The sequence below is a fragment of the Stenotrophomonas sp. MYb57 genome (assembly GCF_002966815.1).
Classification (GTDB): domain Bacteria; phylum Pseudomonadota; class Gammaproteobacteria; order Xanthomonadales; family Xanthomonadaceae; genus Stenotrophomonas; species Stenotrophomonas indicatrix.
This window is the reverse complement of sequence record NZ_CP023271.1, coordinates 1,670,389-1,686,640: the sequence shown is the minus strand read 5'-3', so window position 1 is coordinate 1,686,640 and position 16,252 is coordinate 1,670,389. Positions and strand designations below refer to the sequence as shown.

Sequence of the window (16,252 nt, the reverse complement as noted above, 5' to 3'; positions counted from 1 at the left end):
CGCACGATGGCGGGCATGTCATTGCCCGCCCCACTGCCCGCCCCTGCTGCCGCCTCCGCCGCAGCCAATCCCACCTGCGTCATCAACTGCGTCCACTACGATGACGACGGCAAACGCCACGACATCAGCCTGGATGCCATCAGCGATGTCATCGCCAGCAACAATGGTTTCGTCTGGGTCGGCCTGTACGATCCGAACGAAGACGTGCTGCTGAAGCTGCAGGAAGAATTCTGCCTGCACGACCTGGCCGTCGAAGATGCGCGCAACGCGCACCAGCGCCCCAAGGTGGAGGCCTACGGCAACTCGTTGTTCGTGGTGGTGACCACCGCGCAGATGGTTGACGAGCGCATCCAGTACGGCGAGACCCACGCCTTCCTCGGCCCACGGTTCCTGGTGACCGTTCGCCATGGCGCCTCGCTCTCGTACGCACCGGTGCGCGCGCGCGTGGAGCGCGAACCACAGCTGCTGAAAATGGGCCCCTCGTACTGCCTGTACGCCGTGGCCGACTTCGTGGTCGACAATTACCTGCCCATCACCAACCGCTTCCGCGACACCCTGGAACTGCTGGAGAAGGACATCTTTGCCGACAGCTACAAGCGCAGCACGGTGGTGCGCCTGTATGAGCTCAAGCGCGAGTTGAACAAGATGCGGATGGCGGTGGCGCCACTGCAGGATGTACTGGCACAGCTGCGTCGGTACCAGGGCGAGCTGTTCCCGGACGAAGTGAAGCTGTATATCCGCGACGTGCACGACCATGCGGTACGCATCAGCGATGTCATCGACACGCTGCGCGAAATGCTGGGCACGGCCCTGAGCGTGAACCTGTCACTGGTGACGCTGGCGCAGGGTGAGACGGTGAAGCGGCTGGGTGCCTGGGCCGCGCTGCTGGCCGCACCGACGCTGATCACCAGCTGGTATGGCATGAATTTCAGCCACATGCCGGAATTGAACCAGCCGTGGGCCTATCCGCTGATGATCGTCGCTGTCGGTGGCATCTGCGTTGGCCTGTACCGGCTGTTCAAGCGGGTGAAGTGGCTGTAGGGCGTATCGACCAACGGTCGATACCCACCGAACCGGTAGGCCACCAACCGTCGATACCCACCGGACCGGTAGGCCACGACGGTCGACACCTGGCGTACCTGTCGTGGCGCATTGGGTGATCATCAAGCCACGTAGATGGTCTTGATGTTCATGAACTCATGGATGCCGTGGTCGGCCAGTTCACGGCCAAAACCTGATTCCTTGCTGCCGCCGAACGGCAACCGCGCATCGCTCTTGACGATGGCGTTGACGAAGGCCGCGCCGCATTCCATGCGCTGGGCGAAGGACTCGCCACGCACCGGGTCACGCGTCCACACGCTGCCGCCGAGGCCGAAGCGGGTGTCGTTGGCCACACGCAGCGCTTCGGCTTCATCCTTGACCCGGATGACCGCAGCGACCGGCCCGAACAGTTCTTCGTCATAGGCGGGCATGCCCGGCCCTACCTGGTCGAGCACGCTGGCCGGGTAACCCGCGTGCGAACCGGCAATCGGTTCGCCGCCGATCAGCACCCGCGCGCCTTTGGCGACGCTGGCCTGCACCTGCTTGTGCAGTTCGTCGCGCAGGTCGGCACGGGCCATCGGCGCCAGTGTGGTGCCGCGCTCGTTCGGGTCGCCGTACTGACGCTCGCCTGCGGCTTCGACGAAGCGCCGGGTGAATTCATCGGCCACCGCTTCAACCACAATGAAGCGCTTGGCGGCAATGCAGGTCTGGCCACTGTTGTCGAAGCGCGACTTCACCGCGGCGGCAACCGCCTTGTCCAGGTCGGCATCATCGAGCACCACGAAGGCGTCGCTGCCGCCCAGCTCCATCACCGACTTCTTCAACTGGCTGCCAGCGTTGGACGCGATGGAGCGCCCTGCCCGCTCGCTGCCGGTCAGGGTGACTGCCTTCACCCGTGCATCGCGCAGTACGTCGGCAGCCTGGTCGTTGTCGATGTGCAGCACGTCGAACACACCGTCCGGCAGGCCGCCATCGCGGCACACCGCCAGGATCAGGTCGGCGCACTGCGGCACGTTGCTGGCGTGCTTGAGCAGCGCCACGTTGCCGGCCATGAACGCCGGGGCCAGGAAGCGGAACACCTGCCAGATCGGGAAATTCCACGGCATCACCGCGAACACGCAGCCGATCGGTTCATAGCGCACGTAACTGCGCTGGGCCTCGGTATCGATCAGCTGCGGCTTCAGATAGTCGGCGGCATGGTCGGCATAGAACTCACAGGTGGTCGCGCACTTTTCCACTTCGGCCAGGGCCTCGGCCTTCAGCTTGCCCATCTCGCTGGTCATGGCCTGCTGCAGGTCATCGCGGCGCGCACGCAGCTGGCCGGCAATCTGCTTGAGGATCGCCCCGCGATCCTGCAGCGAGCGCTCGGCCCAGCGTGGGAACGCCTCGGCTGCGGCCTGCAGGCGCTGCTCGATGGCAGCGGCATCCATCAGCTCATGGCGGTAGGTCACCTGGCCGGTGGCCGGGTTGATGATCTCGACGGTCATGGGGGGTCTCCATCAGGTAGACCCCCATTGTGCGCCGGCCGCCGTGAGCCGGATGTTGCCGGCTCAGCCGTTGTCCTGGCGGGCCAGCTGCAGGTCGCGCTGGCGTCGCTTCTCCGCACGCGCATTGATGTACCAGCCGATCACCGCAGCAATGGATACTGCAGACACCAGCAGCGTGGCCAGCGCATTGATCTTCGGGCTGATGCCCATGCGTACCGAGGCGAACACCTTCATCGGCAGCGTGGTCGAGCCCGGCGTGGCAACGAAGCTGGCCACCACCACGTCATCCAGCGACAAGGTGAACGCCAGCAGCCAACCGGCCACCAGCGCCGGGGCGATGATCGGCAGGGTGATGCGGGTGAACACGGTCAGCCGGCTCGCGCCGAGATCCATCGCCGCTTCTTCCAGCGACAGGTCCATCTCCTGCAGGCGCGAGGACACCACCACGGTGACGAAGCACAGGGTGAAGGTGACGTGGGCGATCCAGATGGTGGCCAGGCCACGCGCCGGGAAGCCCGGTATCGCGCCCATCGAGGCCAGCAGCGCCATCAGCGAGAAACCGAGGATCACGTCCGGCATCACCAGCGGCGCGGTCACCAGCGCACCGAAGAACGGCTTGCCGCGGAAACGCTTGAAGCGGGTCATCACCATCGCCGCCAGCGTGCCGAGCACGGTGGCGGTACAGGCGGTCCAGAACGCGACCACCAGGCTGGTCCACATCGCATCCATCAGCGCGCGGTCGGCAAACAGGTCGCTGTAGGCACGGGTGGAGAACCCGGCCCAGACCATGGCCAGCCGCGAGCTGTTGAACGAATAGAACATCAACAGCAGGATCGGCAGGTACAGGAAAGCGAAGCCGAGCAGCAGCACGCCCAGGCCCAGGCCCTTGGCAGAACGCGGGCTCATGCCTGCTTCCCTTCCAGCAACCGCTGCTGGGATCGGTTGAACAGCAGGATCGGCACCAGCAGCAACAGGATCATCGCCACTGCCATCGCCGAGGCGCCCGGCCAGTTGCGGTTGTTGAAGAACTCGTTCCACAGCTGGCGACCGACCATCAGGGTTTCCGAGCCACCCAGCATTTCCGGGATCACGAATTCGCCGATCGCCGGGATCATCACCAGCATGCAGCCAGCGATGATGCCCGCCTTCGACAGCGGCAGGGTGATGCGCAGGAACGCCTGCCACGGCTTGGCGCCGAGGTCGTAGGCTGCTTCCAGCAGTCGGTGGTCATGCTTGACCAGGTTGGCGTACAGCGGCAGCACCATGAACGGCAGATAGCAGTACACGATGCCGATGTAGGCCGCGGTCGGGGTGTCGATCAGCTGCAGTTTCGGCAGGCCCATCGAGGTCATCAGCGACTGCAGGCCGGTGTACTGCAGGAACTGGTCGAGCAGGCCGTTGCGGTCCAGGATCGCTTTCCATGCGTAGACGCGGATCAGGAACGAGGTCCAGGACGGCAGCACCACCAGCATCATCGCCACGTTGCGCGCGGCCGGCGACAGGCGGGCGATGGCGTAGGCCATCGGATAGCCGATCAGCAGGGTGAGGAAGGTCGAGATCGCGGCAATCTTGATCGAGCTCAGGAACGCCTGCGCATAGATCGAATCGCGGAACAGCGCCAGGTAGTTCTCGAGGTTGAGCTTGAGCGAGAGCCCGCCATCGACGTACTGCAGCAGCCAGGTGTACGGCGGCGAGCCGACCCGGCTGTGCGAGAAACTGATCATCAGCACGATCAGGAACGGCACGGCGAAGAACAGCAGCAGCCACAGGTACGGAATGCCGATCACCGTGGCACGCAGCCCCGGCAGCCAGCGCTTCAGGCCGGCGGCGCTCATGAGGTCAGCACCACGCCGTCGTTGTCGCGCCAGTGCACCCACACCTCGTCACCCCAGGTCAGGCCATCGCTGGCCCAGCGCTGCGAGTTGGCGAAGTTGGCCAGCACCTTGGCGCCGCTGGGCAGGCGCACGTGGTAGACCGAATGGCTGCCGAAGTAGGCAATGTCCTCGATCACGCCCTGCGCCTTGTTGGTGTGCCCTTCCGGCTCGTCCTTGCCGATCATCACCTTCTCCGGGCGCAGCGCGAACGCGACCGGCTGCCCTTCGTAGCAGGTGATGCCGTGGGCGATGTAGACCGGCGCCGGGAACAGCGGCGAACGCACGGTCACGTATTCGGGCAGGTCCTCGTCGATCACCCCGTCGAACAGGTTGACCGAACCGATGAACTCGGCAACGAAGCGGTTGGCCGGCTGCTCGTAGACCTCGTCGGGCTTGCCGACCTGCTGGATCCAGCCGGCGTCCATCACCGCGATGCGGGTGGCCATGGTCATCGCCTCTTCCTGGTCGTGGGTGACCATCACGCAGGTCACGCCCGACGACTCGATGATGCTGACCAGCTCCAGTTGCATCTGCGAGCGCAGCTTCTTGTCCAGCGCGCCCATCGGTTCGTCCAGCAGCAGCAGCTTGGGCCCCTTGGCCAGCGACCGCGCCAGCGCCACGCGCTGCTGCTGGCCGCCGGACAGCTGGTGCGGCTTGCGCTTGCCAAGATGGCCCATCTGCACCAGGTCGAGCATCTCGCCCACGCGCTTGGCGATGGCCTCGCGGCCGAGTCCGTCCTGCTTCAGGCCGAAGGCGATGTTCTGCTCCACGGTCATGTGCGGGAACAGCGCATAGGACTGGAACATCATGTTGACCGGCCGCTGGTACGGCGGCAGCGCATCCATCCGCTGGCCATCGACGGTGATGCTGCCCTTGGTGGGTGTCTCGAAGCCGCCCAGGCAGCGCAGCAGGGTCGACTTGCCACTGCCGGAGCCACCGAGCAGCGCGAATATCTCGCCCTTGCGGACGTCCAGGTTGACGTCGTCGACGGCGACGAAGCCATCGAATTCCTTGCGCAGATCACGAATGGAGAGATAGCCGGGCACACCGGTCGCTTCGACGACGGCGGCTTCCGGCTGGGCTTCAACGGGCATGGGGGCTCCGGGAGCGGGCGGTGGACAGCGGCCGCCATTCTACCGGCCGGGGGCCGATGGGGATATGACGACGGCGGGCGGGAAGGCGCCGCTGGCCGTCCTGGAGTACCGGACCGGTGTCGGGTTTGGCCCGCAAATGGCGCACTCCAGGCGCAACACGCGCCCCCCTGCGTGGCCGTTGCCTGGTGTTTCCGCCTTGGCCTGCGGGTGCCGCGCCGAATCTGCAACGTTTTTCAGAACCGGGAGCCTTGATCGCCCGCCACTACCCCGTCGCAATCCCCAGGATCGAGGCCGACCATGGACGAACACGCGTGACATCCGCAGACACTTCTGTCTTCGCCCCACCCGCCCCCCAGCCCTCGTCAGCTGATCGGCTGGAGGTGGCCATCATCGGCGCCGGCCAGGCCGGGCTGTCACTCAGCGCGGTCCTGCAGGAGGCCGGCGTCGCGCATCGCGTACTGGAGGCGGAAACCGTGGGCGCCAGCTGGCGGCGGCGCTGGGATTCCTTCCAGACCAACACCGCCAACGCGACGATTGCCCTGCATGGCCACGCCTATGCGGGCGACGACCCGGAGGGCTTCATGGCCGCACCGGAAGTGATCCAGCGGCTCCGCGACTACGCCAGCGAAAGGTCACTGCCGATCCAAGAAGGCTGCGCGGTCCTGCGTGTCACGCCCAAGGCGGGCGGCTACGCCATCGAATCCAGCCGCGGACCGATCCAGGCCGCTGCGGTGGTGGTGGCCACCGGTGAATACGGCCGTCCCCGGATGCCCCGCGTTCCCTTTGCGCCCGGGCCGGCGCTGGCGGTACTGCACTCCAGCAACTACCGCAATTGCCGGCAGCTTCCCGACGGCGCGGTGCTGGTCATCGGCGGCGGCCAGTCCGGCGCGCAGATCGCCCAGGACCTCCGCGCCAGCGGCCGCACCGTGTATTGGTCGCTGGCCGAGCGCCATTCGCATACGCGCCGGCTGCGCGGCAAGGATTCGATGACCTGGTGGGACATGGCCGGACGCATCCACCAGCATGTGAGTGAATCGGCCGGGGTGCTCGCTGGGGAGCCGGACGCGCTGCGCAAGGCCCGGACCGCAGAGTTCCCGCTGATTTCCGGCAAGGGACGCGCAGGCCTGGGCAGCTCGATCAGCCTGCTGTCGATGCATCGCGAGGGCATCACACTGCTGGGCCGCCTGCAGGGCTTCGACGCGGACATCGCCCGCTTCGCCGATGTCCGCCCACAGCTGCGCACGGCGGTCGAGGCGACTCGGGCCGAGTACGCCTATCTCGATTCACTGGCAAGCGGGTACTACGACACGCGGCCCGAACCGCGCACTGATGATGCCCGCTACATTCCCGAAGAGGTCTACCTGCACTGGGAGCCGGACGCCTCGCCGCGCGAACTGGATCTGAACGCTGCCGGCATACGCTCGGTTGTCCTCGCCACGGGCTTCGTCGCCGAATGGCCGTGGCTGCATGTGGACGGCGTGCTGGACGAACACGGCTACCCGCTCGGCGAGTTCGGTGTCTCCCCGCAGCCTGGTCTGTTCTTCATCGGCATGCACAACCTGCAGCGGATGAGCTCATCATTCCTGTGCAACGGCGGTCGCGATGCGCGCGACCTGTTGCCTGCCATCCTGTGGCACCTTGGCCGGGCCGGTGGTGCAGCTTCCGGGAAGGGCTGAGGCCATCCGCCGGGCATGGCCCGGCGCTACCACTTTCTTCCAGCGGGCAGGACCGCTTACCTGCCGGTCTTCACCTCGGTCCACAGCCGGGTGTAGAGCTTGTCGGTCTCCGGCGTGTTGATCGAATAGGTGAACATCTTCGCGGCCACGTCGGCCGGCGGATAGATGGTCGGGTCGGTGCGGATCGCCTCGTCCACCAGCGGGGTCGCGGTCGGCACCGGGTTGCCGTAGTGGATGAAGTTGGTGTTGGCCGCGGCCACCTTCGGTTCCAGCAGATAGTTGATGAACGCGTAGGCCGCTTCCGGATGCTTGGCATCCTTCGGGATGGCCAGCATGTCGAACCACTGCGGCGCGCCTTCCTTCGGGATCGAATAGGCCACGTGCACGCCATTGCTGGCCTCGGCCGCACGGTCGCGGGCCTGGATGATGTCACCCGACCAGCCCACCACCAGGCAGGTGCCGCCGTTGGCCAGCGAGCCCACGTACTGCGAGGAGTGGAAGTTCTGCACGTACGGGCGGATCGACTTCAGCAGGTCCGCCGCCTTCTGCAGGTCGGCCGGATCGCCGCTGTGCGGGTCCAGGCCCAGGTAGTGCAGCGCGATCGGAATCATGTCCGCCGGCGTGTCCAGGATGGTCACGCCGCAGTCCTTCATCTTGCTGATGTTTTCCGGCTTGAACACCAGGTCCCAGCTGTTGGCGATGTCGGCGCTGCCACCGAAACGCTCCTTCAGCATGTCCACGTTGTAGCCGATGCCGGTGGTGCCGATCATGTACGGCACACCGTACTGGTTGCCCGGATCCTGGGTGGCGATGCGCTTCATCACCGCCGGGTCGAGATTGGCCAGGTTCGGGATCTTCGACTTGTCCAGCGGCAGGAACACGCCGGCCTGGATCTGCCGGCCGAAGAAGTTCAGCGTCGGCACCACCACGTCGTAGCCGCTGTTGCCGGCCAGCAGCTTGGTCTCGACCATCTCGTCACTGTCGAACACATCGTAGGTGACCTTGATCCCGCTCTGCTTCTCGAAGTTGGAGATGGTGTCTTCGGCGATGTAGTCGCTGTAGTTGTAGACGTTCAGGACCTGGCTGTCCTGTCCGCCGCCGTTGCCGCCGCCACAGGCGGAAAGCATGGCGGAGGCCAGGCCGAGCGTGAGGATACGCAGCTTCATCGGGTGCTCCAGAATGCGGAAAGGGGGGCCGGCCGGGCCGGCGACGGGTGCCAGCCTACCCCCCGGCGAGGGATTTTTCTATTCGCGGCCTTCACACGTTCAGCAGCAGGAACTCGCGCTCCCACGAACTGATCACGCGGAAGAAGGTCTCGTATTCCTTGCGCTTGACCGAGGTGTAGGCGCGGCAGAAGCGCTCGCCGAGCAGCGCCTGCAGCTCGCTGCACTGCTCCAGCCCGTCCAGCGCTTCACCCAGCGAACGCGGCAGGTCGTAGCCCAGTTCCTTGGCGCTGCCGGTCACCGGCGCATCCGGCGCCAGGCGCTCACGGATGCCGAGCAGCCCGCAGGCCAGGGTCGCGGCCATCGCCAGGTAAGGGTTGGCGTCGGAGCCGGCAAAGCGGCTTTCCACCCGCATGTTCTCCGGCGTATCCAGCGGCACCCGCAGGCCGCAGGTGCGGTTGTCGAAGCCCCAGTGCACGTTGCTAGGCGAGACCTCACCGAACACCAGGCGCCGGTAGGAATTCACGTTCGGCGCAAAGAACGCCATGGCCATCGGCACATATTTCTGCAGGCCGGCCAGGTAATGGGCGAACAGCGGACTGAAATCCTCACCACCGTGCTCGCCGGTGAACACGTTCTGGCCATCGCTGATGCGCAGCAGGCTCTGGTGGATGTGCATCGCACTGCCCGGTTCGTTCTCCATCGGCTTGGCCAGGAAGGTGGCATACACCCCATGGCGCATCGCCGATTCGCGCATGGTGCGCTTGAACAGGAACACCTGGTCGGCCAGATCCATCGCATTGGCGTGGGTGAAGTTGACCTCCAGCTGCGCCGCGCCGGATTCGTGGATCAGCGTATCCACGTCCAGCTTCATCGCATCGCAGTAGTCGTACATCAGGTCGAGGATCGGATCGAACTCATTGACCGCGTCGATCGAGTACGACTGCCGCGCCGTTTCCGGGCGGCCGGAGCGACCCGCCGGTGGCAGCAGCGGAAAATCCGGATCGGTGTTCTTCTGCACCAGGAAGAATTCCAGCTCGGGCGCGACCACCGGCCGCAGGCCGAGCTCGGTATAGGCATCCAGCACCCGGCGCAGCACGTTGCGCGGGGCCAGTTCGTGTGGCTCGCCGTTCTTGGTGTAGCAGTCATGGATGACCTGCGCGGTCGGGTCGGTCGCCCACGGCACCATGCGCACGGTGTCCGGGTCGGGGCGCAGGATCATGTCCGAGTCCGACGGCGAGGTCAGGTCGTAGTAATCGTCCGGAAATTCGCCGGTGACGGTGGTCGCGAAGATGCCTTCGGGCAGGCGCGTGCCGTAATCGTGCGAAAACTTGTCGGCCGGGATGATCTTGCCGCGCGCATTGCCGGTGATGTCCGGAACCAGGCATTCGACCTCGGTGATGCGCCGCTCCTTCAGCCAGCGCAGCAGGCTGCTTTCCTGCGGGGGCGGGGGCGTGGCCGTCTTGCGCGGGCGCGTTCGGGAACTCATGGGGATTCCAGTCGATTCTGTTGGTGCTGCCGGCAAGCTTGGCCGAACGCACGGAAAATAGCGTGATAGAACGGCGTCTGCATGACACACCACTCCGGGTGCCACTGTACGCCGAGCACGAATCGATGGCGCGGGCTGCGTGCTGCTTCAACCAGGCCATCATCGGCCCAGGCCTCGATCTGCAGGCCGTCGGCCACCTGCGCGATGCCCTGCCCGTGCACGGAATTGACCTGCACCCGATCGGCGGCACACCACTGCGCCAGCCACCCCCCATCGGCCAGGGTGATCGCGTGGGCCGGCCCATACTGCACCTCCACCGGCGCCTGTGGATCTTCGCGATGGTCTGCCAGGCCAGGCACCGCATGCACCTGCGGATGCAGCGTGCCACCGAGCGCCACATTCAATTCCTGGAATCCGCGGCAGATCGCCAGCACGGGTAGATCCATCGCCAGCGCCTCGCGCAGCAGCGCGAACGCAGTGGCGTCGCGCGCCGGGTCATGCCGGTTGCCGTTCCAGGTGCGCCCCCCTTCGTAATGCTGCGGCTCGATGTTGCTGACCGCGCCGGTCAGCAGCAGGCCATCCAGGCCCTGCAGCCAATCGCGCGCCGGCAGCGGCGGCTGCACACTCGGCAGCACCAGCGGTGTTGCCTGCGCAGCGTCAACCAACGCACGCACATATTTTTCCCCGGCCACCGCGAAACGATGATGGCCGAGCACGGTGCTGTCGGTGGGCAGGCCCACCCAGGGCAGGCGGCGCATGGGGAAACTCCTTGGCGTGGCATCAAGGTACGCGCCCGGCATCGGCATCGGCAAGCCGCTGCCCTCACACCACGGGCGCCCGGCTTGGGCCAAACTATCGGCGTGAAGCCCGACCGTCCTCCTCCGCTCCGACGCCCTTTCCCGCTTCTGCGAGGCCGCCGGTGAGCGCCGCCTTCCCGCCCAGCTGGTACGCCAGCAGCCTGCCCGAACCGCCCGCATTGCCGCCGTTGCGCGGTGAACTGCATGCCGATGTGGCGATACTGGGCGCCGGCTATACCGGCCTCACCGCAGCACTGGAACTGGCCCTGCGCGGCCAGCGGGTGGTGGTGCTGGAAGCGCAGCGGATCGGCTGGGGAGCCTCGGGCCGCAATGGTGGCCAGGCGCTGGTTGGCTACGGCTGCGAAGTGGACGAGCTGGAACGCCAGCTCGGCCACGAGGATGCGCGCCGCCTGTTCGACTGGTCGCGCGAGGCGGTACAGGCGATGCGCGCGCGCATCGACCAGCATGGCATCGAGTGCCATTGGGTGGAGGGCCACGCCAGCGTTGCCATCCGCGCACGCCACGAGCGCGACCTGCGCGCCAACTGCGAACACCTGCAGCGACATTACGATTACCCGATGCAGTGGTGGGAGCGCGATACCCTGCGTGGGCAACTGGACAGTCCGCGCTACCGCGCGGCGATGTTCGACCCGCTCAGCGCCCACCTGCATCCGCTGGCCTACGCCCGCGGGCTGGCCGATGCCGCGCGCGCAGCCGGGGTGGTCATCCACGAACAATCGCCGGTGACGCGCATTCAACGCGGCGCACATGCGGTGCTGCATACCGACCACGGCAGCGTGCGCGCTCCGCAGCTGGTGGTGGCCGGCAACGCCCTGCTGCAGGGGCTGGTGCCTGAGCTCGAGCGGCGCATCATGCCGGTCGGTACGTATATCGGCGCCAGCGCACCGCTGGGGGCCGAGCGCGCCCGTGCCCTGATCGGCAACAACATGGCGGTCTCCGATACGGCCTGGGCGCTGGACTATTTCCGGCTCAGCCATGACCACCGCCTGCTGTTCGGTGGCCGCGCCAGCTATTCCGCGCTGCCGCCGCCGGGCCTGCACCGGGTGATGCAGCGGCGCATGCACGAGGTGTTCCCGCAACTGGCCGACATCCCGCTGCAGCAGGTCTGGGGCGGTTATGTGGACATCACCCGCAACCGTGCCCCGCACTGGGGCCGGCTGGATGGGAATGTGTACTTCGCGCAGGGCTTCTCCGGCCACGGCGTGGCAGCGGCCGGGCTGGCCGGTGAAGTGATCGCCGAAGCCATCGTTGGCCAGAGCGAGCGGCTGGACGTGTTCCAGCGCCTGCGCCATGCCCCCTTCCCCGGCGGACGCCTGCTGCGCATGCCGCTGCTGGTGGCGGCCATGTCCTGGTACAAGCTGCGGGATGCGTTGTGGTGAGCTGATCAGGAAGCGAGCTGAATCTACCGCCCGCCGAAAACTGTGAAACTCGTCGCCGCCGGTATTCCTGTGATGACTTTCTCACTTGCCGGGCCGAGCGCTGAGGCGATTGCATAATCGAACGCGTGTCGATACCGTCGCTAAGAACCGGGTCCCGCGGCGAATGGATGCTGACAGGGAACGTACTGTGAAGGGGTAGTGCGATTGAACTGGTGGAATGAAGGCCTGCAGCTGAAGTTGCGCATCCATCCGGCAGGACTTGCCTTGGCTGTGCTGTACGCGATTGCCTGCTGGGCCACACGGCAGCTCTCGCTTGATCAGTTCTATCTTCCCGCCGGCGTACGCGTTGCTGCGGTACTGCTCTGCCCACCTCGGCTTTGGCCTTATCTCCTGCTGGGCGAGTATGCCTACTTCGCGCAGATGCGCGTGCCGATGATCGATCGGTACGGATTGACGTGGGTCATTCTTGGCTCGGCATTCCAGATGCCGGTCGTCATGACGATCGTCCATCTTCACCGCAACGTGATCTCGGCAGTAAAGAATGCCTGGCTCATATCGGTTGCCGCATTCGCCGCAATATCCGTCACGCTGATCAACCTGCTTCTTGCAAATTTCCTCTGGCCGACACCACCCGATTTCCCCCTATTGACCGGCATCGTCCGCCTGGTGGTGGGTGACTTCATCGGTATCCTGACGTTCGCGCCACTTGTGCTGCTCTGGTCTCGAGGGAAGGCCGAAGTACAGGTGCGGAAGCGTGACGTCGCGCAGATGGCGGGGGCCCTCGCACTGATGGTCGTGCTCGGCCTGTCAGCTGCGGATGTGCCAGCTGATGCAGTGACGACGAAAGTGTCTCTGCAACTTCTCATGGCACTTCCTGCGGTCCTTCTGACATGCGTGTATGGATGGCGGGGCGCCGCCATCGGCGTGCCGACCCTGAACATGATCATCGGTCTGACCACACCCGCCACTCACCCGGAGTCGTTCGACCCTGCGTCATTCGCTACCCAGCAGATCATGGCCGTCACCGGCGCAGCGCTGCTCATACTTGGCTCCCGGATCACCCACTACTATCGGCGTTATCGACTCAGGGAGATCGGGGAGAGAAATGCCATAAGACTCGCGCGGAGCTCACATGTCGCCAGTGAGCTTGACCTTCGCGAACGTGCGTTGCATCTAAGGAGGCTGGGTGATGGCATTGATCACGCGCTTGACGAGGTGATCAACTGGCTTTCCGCTCAGGGCCATCTTTCGATTGCGGAGAGTCTTGTGCATGTGGCGTCGATCCATTCGCGCCAGCTGCGCGAGCAGACAAGCATGATCTATCCGACGGCTCTGGAGCACCTCGGGCTCTATGTTGCATTGAGGGCAGGAGGCGTCCGCGAAGCGTGGGAGAAGACGGCCCGTGTCGCCAATCCGGCGCTGCTTGGCGACCCCTGCCAACTCAGCGTCGGCCTGCAACTAGCCGCCTACCGCACGGTGATCGACGCGGTGTCATTGCTGATCCAGGGTGAAGCAGGGCAGATCCACGTGCGGGCACGCTGCGGACGTATCGGTTCGCATCGTGGAATCCTGATGACGGTTTCCTTGCTGGATCAACAGCGACACCTCTCCGACGCAACTGTCGCCGCAGCCATGGAACGTTTGGCCGGGAGAACGCTGGCCTACGGGGGCGCACTGAAATGCACCCGGAATCGCATCATGCTGGCAATGAAGGAAACGGGCACGGCCGCCCCTCTGGAAGTTTTCACGTCAAATGGAAGAAACAGCATTTCGGGATTCGAAGCGGATGCCTCACGCGCGAAGGCGTGATTGACAGGCCCCGCCGGCTTCTGATTCCGGAGCATGCATGTACCGCCATCGGTTTTGAGGCTAAAACGTGCAAGCGGCTTCAGCCGCCTGCACGTCCAGCATCTTGAAGCCGAGTACTACGGTGCTTCAATGGACCAGATGTCGCCATCGCTGCTCGCGTACCGCACCAGCACCACATCCTGCGCACGATATACCTCGAAACGCCGTGCCGCACCCGGAACAGTGAGTCGCTGACCGGGAAGCGAAACACGCGCCGCAGACTTGCCTGCGGGCAATGCGAAGTAGGCATCACCGGCGTTGCCGATGATCACCTTTACCTGCCCGGCCAGATCGTTGACCTGCAGATAGACCACGCCATCGCGCTGGAAAGCGTACACCTGCAACGCGGGATCGGCGCTGATGTCTGCAGCGGCGGGATGGGTCTCACCAAGGCCCTCCGTCGAAACTGCGGCACTTGCCAAGGGTTTTCCGTGGTAGTCACCGCCTCCTCTATCACTCGCGAATGCTGGAGCTGCGACAAACACTGCTGCACTGGTTACCACACCAACAATCATGGATCGCACAATGACCTCCTGGTCGGGGTGAGAGCAAACAACTTCGCAGCGATAGTAACGTCTTCCAGCCCCAACACAGTGAGGGCTGAATAATCCGGACGATTTAGTCCCATATGTGCACCCGACGCCCGCCGGCCCTATTTCCTTGGCGGGAAAACATGGTGCCGATTGCGTCTGCACTCATCCATGGATAGTGTTCATTACCGGGTCGGCGGTAGCTTAGCGATGGCAAGGGAGGCTTTTCTGGACCGTTTGAAGAATGCCTTCGAGGTGAGCTTCCGCATTCGACCGGTCGGACTTGCGCTGGCCGCCGTCTACGCTGCCAGCTGCCTCGTCTCGCGCCAGTTCTCGCTGGACCAGTTCTTCCTGCCAGCAGGTATCCGGGCGGCTGCGCTGCTGATCGTCCCGATGCGCCTGTGGCCCTATCTGTTGCTCGGCGAGTACATCTACTTCGCCAAGCTGCGCCTTCCCATGATCGATACCTACGGCTTGGACTGGGTCATCCTGGCATCGACCCTGCTGATGCCGATGGCGATGCTGGTGATCTATCTGCATCGGATGAGAACACCATCCGAGGCCGCCACCGGCCTCTGGCTGCTGTCGTTGTCGTTCTGCACAGCGCTGTTCGTCCCGGGTCTTAATCTGGGCATTTCGTATGCCCTCTGGACGAATCCGCCGCCCAGCAACCTGCTGGACGCGGTCGATCGGGCAATCTTTGGCCACTTTGCCACCATCATCACCCTGGTCCCGCTGGCCTTCCTGTGGGGCCTGCGGCACGCAGATCCCAGCTGGCGCACCCGCCTTGTCGCGCCCACCGCTGTGGCGATCCTGTTGATGCTGATACTGGGCTTGGGTATGCAGCTGACAGGCAGCAGCGCCCATGTCGCCCGCACACACCTTGTACTGATAGCGGCCCTGCCCGCCATCGCCCTGACCTTCATGCATGGTTGGCGTGGTGCAGCCATTGCAATTCCGCTGTTGAACCTGCCGCTTCATGCCGCGACGCCCAGCACTGGCCTCCCCTCCTCCTTCGACCTGGGCACGTTCGCTACCCAACAGAACATGGCGGTGATGAGTGTCGCTCTGCTCGCGCTGGGATCCAGCATCAGCTATCACCATCAACGCGCCCGGTCCCGAGGCTTGGCAGAGGAAACCACGTTGCGCCTGACACGCAGCTCCCACCAGACCAGCGAGCGTGAGCTACGCGAGCGGGCCATCCGTCTCAAGCATCTGAGTGAGGGCATGGACAGTTCGCTCAGCGAGATGGTCAGCTGGCTGAAGTCCCAGGGTCACCACGCGGTTGCAAACAGCCTGCACCATGCATCGTCCGTGCATTCACGACTGTTCCGGGAACAAGCCAGCCTGGTCTACCCCACTGGACTGGAACAGGTCGGGCTGTATGTCGCGTTGCAAGGCGGTGGCGCGTACGGGATCTGGAGCAATACCCACCGGGTCAATCGACCCAGGTTGACCGGAAACCCGTTCATCCTGAATGTGGACCTGCAATTGGTGATCTACCGCACCCTGATCGAGGCGGTCTCGCTGCTGCTGGAACTGGAGGCGGGCCAGATCTGTGTACGGACCCGGTGTGGCACGGCCGGTAGCCGCCGTGGCATCGTCGCGGTCGTCGCACTGCTGGACCGTGGCTGTGCGCTGTCCACTGACACGACCCACCAGGCCGTCGAGCGCCTGAGCGGACGGATTCAGGCCTACGGTGGCGCGGTACATTGCCGCAGCAATCGGCTCCGCCTTGCGGTATACGACTCGATTTCCAGTGTGCAGCCGCAGATTCCAACGTCGGCCTGACACACCCGCTGCGTGCCGGTTATCCTGCGCGGCTAAAGTTGCACCTGAAACCGCCGCTATCG

General features: G+C 65.0%; 13 protein-coding genes. 5 read left to right on the top strand and 8 right to left on the bottom strand.

Translation table 11 applies throughout. The annotated features are described in order from the left end of the window. The first annotated feature begins 6 nt into the window (after positions 1 to 6). The gene (locus CLM74_RS07675; protein WP_051501564.1) at positions 7 to 1,041 is read left to right on the top strand and encodes a magnesium and cobalt transport protein CorA; all 1,035 of its coding nucleotides are present in this window, start codon (positions 7 to 9) and stop codon (positions 1,039 to 1,041) included. 122 nt (positions 1,042 to 1,163) lie between these two features. Here the strand turns inward: CLM74_RS07675 and CLM74_RS07670 are convergent, their stop codons facing one another. The 4 genes from CLM74_RS07670 to potA all read right to left on the bottom strand — a co-directional run bounded on the left by CLM74_RS07670 (position 1,164) and on the right by potA (position 5,496). Then, positions 1,164 to 2,528 (bottom strand): NAD-dependent succinate-semialdehyde dehydrogenase, encoded by a 1,365-nt coding sequence (locus CLM74_RS07670; protein WP_032975683.1) that lies wholly within the window; start codon positions 2,526 to 2,528, stop codon positions 1,164 to 1,166. Between the two features lie 63 nt (positions 2,529 to 2,591). Then, positions 2,592 to 3,434 carry an ABC transporter permease subunit gene (locus CLM74_RS07665; protein WP_025875316.1) on the bottom strand — a complete coding sequence of 281 codons (843 nt, stop codon included), beginning with the start codon at positions 3,432 to 3,434 and terminating at the stop codon, positions 2,592 to 2,594. Continuing rightward, on the bottom strand, positions 3,431 to 4,363 hold the full coding sequence (locus tag CLM74_RS07660) for an ABC transporter permease subunit (RefSeq protein ID WP_025875318.1): 933 nt from the start codon (positions 4,361 to 4,363) through the stop codon (positions 3,431 to 3,433). The genes CLM74_RS07665 and CLM74_RS07660 overlap by 4 nt, the downstream gene beginning before the upstream one ends. Further along, positions 4,360 to 5,496 (bottom strand): polyamine ABC transporter ATP-binding protein, encoded by a 1,137-nt coding sequence (potA, locus tag CLM74_RS07655; RefSeq protein ID WP_059063668.1) that lies wholly within the window; start codon positions 5,494 to 5,496, stop codon positions 4,360 to 4,362. The genes CLM74_RS07660 and potA overlap by 4 nt, the downstream gene beginning before the upstream one ends. A gap of 275 nt (positions 5,497 to 5,771) precedes the next feature. On the opposite strand from potA, the gene CLM74_RS07650 reads away from it, so the two are divergent. Continuing rightward, positions 5,772 to 7,172 carry an NAD(P)/FAD-dependent oxidoreductase gene (locus CLM74_RS07650; protein ID WP_105164960.1) on the top strand — a complete coding sequence of 467 codons (1,401 nt, stop codon included), beginning with the start codon at positions 5,772 to 5,774 and terminating at the stop codon, positions 7,170 to 7,172. A 56-nt stretch (positions 7,173 to 7,228) separates the two neighbouring features. Here the strand turns inward: CLM74_RS07650 and CLM74_RS07645 are convergent, their stop codons facing one another. The 3 genes from CLM74_RS07645 to CLM74_RS07635 all read right to left on the bottom strand — a co-directional run bounded on the left by CLM74_RS07645 (position 7,229) and on the right by CLM74_RS07635 (position 10,582). Beyond that, a complete protein-coding gene (locus CLM74_RS07645; protein WP_105163785.1) occupies positions 7,229 to 8,338 on the bottom strand; it encodes a polyamine ABC transporter substrate-binding protein in 1,110 nt (369 codons plus the stop codon). Between the two features lie 91 nt (positions 8,339 to 8,429). Beyond that, positions 8,430 to 9,824 (bottom strand): glutamine synthetase family protein, encoded by a 1,395-nt coding sequence (locus CLM74_RS07640; RefSeq protein ID WP_025875326.1) that lies wholly within the window; start codon positions 9,822 to 9,824, stop codon positions 8,430 to 8,432. After that, a complete protein-coding gene (locus tag CLM74_RS07635) occupies positions 9,821 to 10,582 on the bottom strand; it encodes a gamma-glutamyl-gamma-aminobutyrate hydrolase family protein (protein WP_105163784.1) in 762 nt (253 codons plus the stop codon). Before CLM74_RS07635 ends, CLM74_RS07640 begins: the two co-directional genes overlap by 4 nt. A 200-nt stretch (positions 10,583 to 10,782) precedes the next feature. On the opposite strand from CLM74_RS07635, the gene CLM74_RS07630 reads away from it, so the two are divergent. Together CLM74_RS07630 and CLM74_RS07625 are read left to right on the top strand one after the other, a co-directional pair. Continuing rightward, the gene (locus CLM74_RS07630; RefSeq protein ID WP_234003466.1) at positions 10,783 to 12,021 is read left to right on the top strand and encodes an FAD-binding oxidoreductase; all 1,239 of its coding nucleotides are present in this window, start codon (positions 10,783 to 10,785) and stop codon (positions 12,019 to 12,021) included. A 198-nt stretch (positions 12,022 to 12,219) separates the two neighbouring features. Further along, positions 12,220 to 13,830: an MASE1 domain-containing protein gene (locus CLM74_RS07625; RefSeq protein ID WP_099842215.1), complete on the top strand. Its 1,611-nt coding sequence runs from the start codon at positions 12,220 to 12,222 to the stop codon at positions 13,828 to 13,830. Positions 13,831 to 13,946: 116 nt separating this feature from the next. Here CLM74_RS07625 and CLM74_RS07620 read toward each other — a convergent pair whose 3' ends face one another. Next, positions 13,947 to 14,384 (bottom strand): hypothetical protein, encoded by a 438-nt coding sequence (locus tag CLM74_RS07620; protein WP_105163782.1) that lies wholly within the window; start codon positions 14,382 to 14,384, stop codon positions 13,947 to 13,949. Between the two features lie 243 nt (positions 14,385 to 14,627). Here CLM74_RS07620 and CLM74_RS07615 point away from each other — a divergent pair, with 243 nt between their 5' ends. After that, positions 14,628 to 16,190 carry a hypothetical protein gene (locus tag CLM74_RS07615; protein ID WP_105164959.1) on the top strand — a complete coding sequence of 521 codons (1,563 nt, stop codon included), beginning with the start codon at positions 14,628 to 14,630 and terminating at the stop codon, positions 16,188 to 16,190. Positions 16,191 to 16,252: the final 62 nt, after the last annotated feature.

Bases quoted from the DNA above. Each gene is read 5' to 3' on its own strand.
- CLM74_RS07670 (WP_032975683.1), bottom strand. From the start codon at position 2,528: ATGACCGTCGAGATCATCAACCCGGCCACCGGCCAGGTGACCTACCGC.
- CLM74_RS07645 (WP_105163785.1), bottom strand. From the start codon at position 8,338: ATGAAGCTGCGTATCCTCACGCTCGGCCTGGCCTCCGCCATGCTTTCC.
- potA (WP_059063668.1), bottom strand. From the start codon at position 5,496: ATGCCCGTTGAAGCCCAGCCGGAAGCCGCCGTCGTCGAAGCGACCGGT.
- CLM74_RS07675 (WP_051501564.1), top strand. From the start codon at position 7: ATGGCGGGCATGTCATTGCCCGCCCCACTGCCCGCCCCTGCTGCCGCC.
- CLM74_RS07635 (WP_105163784.1), bottom strand. From the start codon at position 10,582: ATGCGCCGCCTGCCCTGGGTGGGCCTGCCCACCGACAGCACCGTGCTC.
- CLM74_RS07665 (WP_025875316.1), bottom strand. From the start codon at position 3,434: ATGAGCCCGCGTTCTGCCAAGGGCCTGGGCCTGGGCGTGCTGCTGCTC.
- CLM74_RS07660 (WP_025875318.1), bottom strand. From the start codon at position 4,363: ATGAGCGCCGCCGGCCTGAAGCGCTGGCTGCCGGGGCTGCGTGCCACG.
- CLM74_RS07640 (WP_025875326.1), bottom strand. From the start codon at position 9,824: ATGAGTTCCCGAACGCGCCCGCGCAAGACGGCCACGCCCCCGCCCCCG.
- CLM74_RS07620 (WP_105163782.1), bottom strand. From the start codon at position 14,384: ATGATTGTTGGTGTGGTAACCAGTGCAGCAGTGTTTGTCGCAGCTCCA.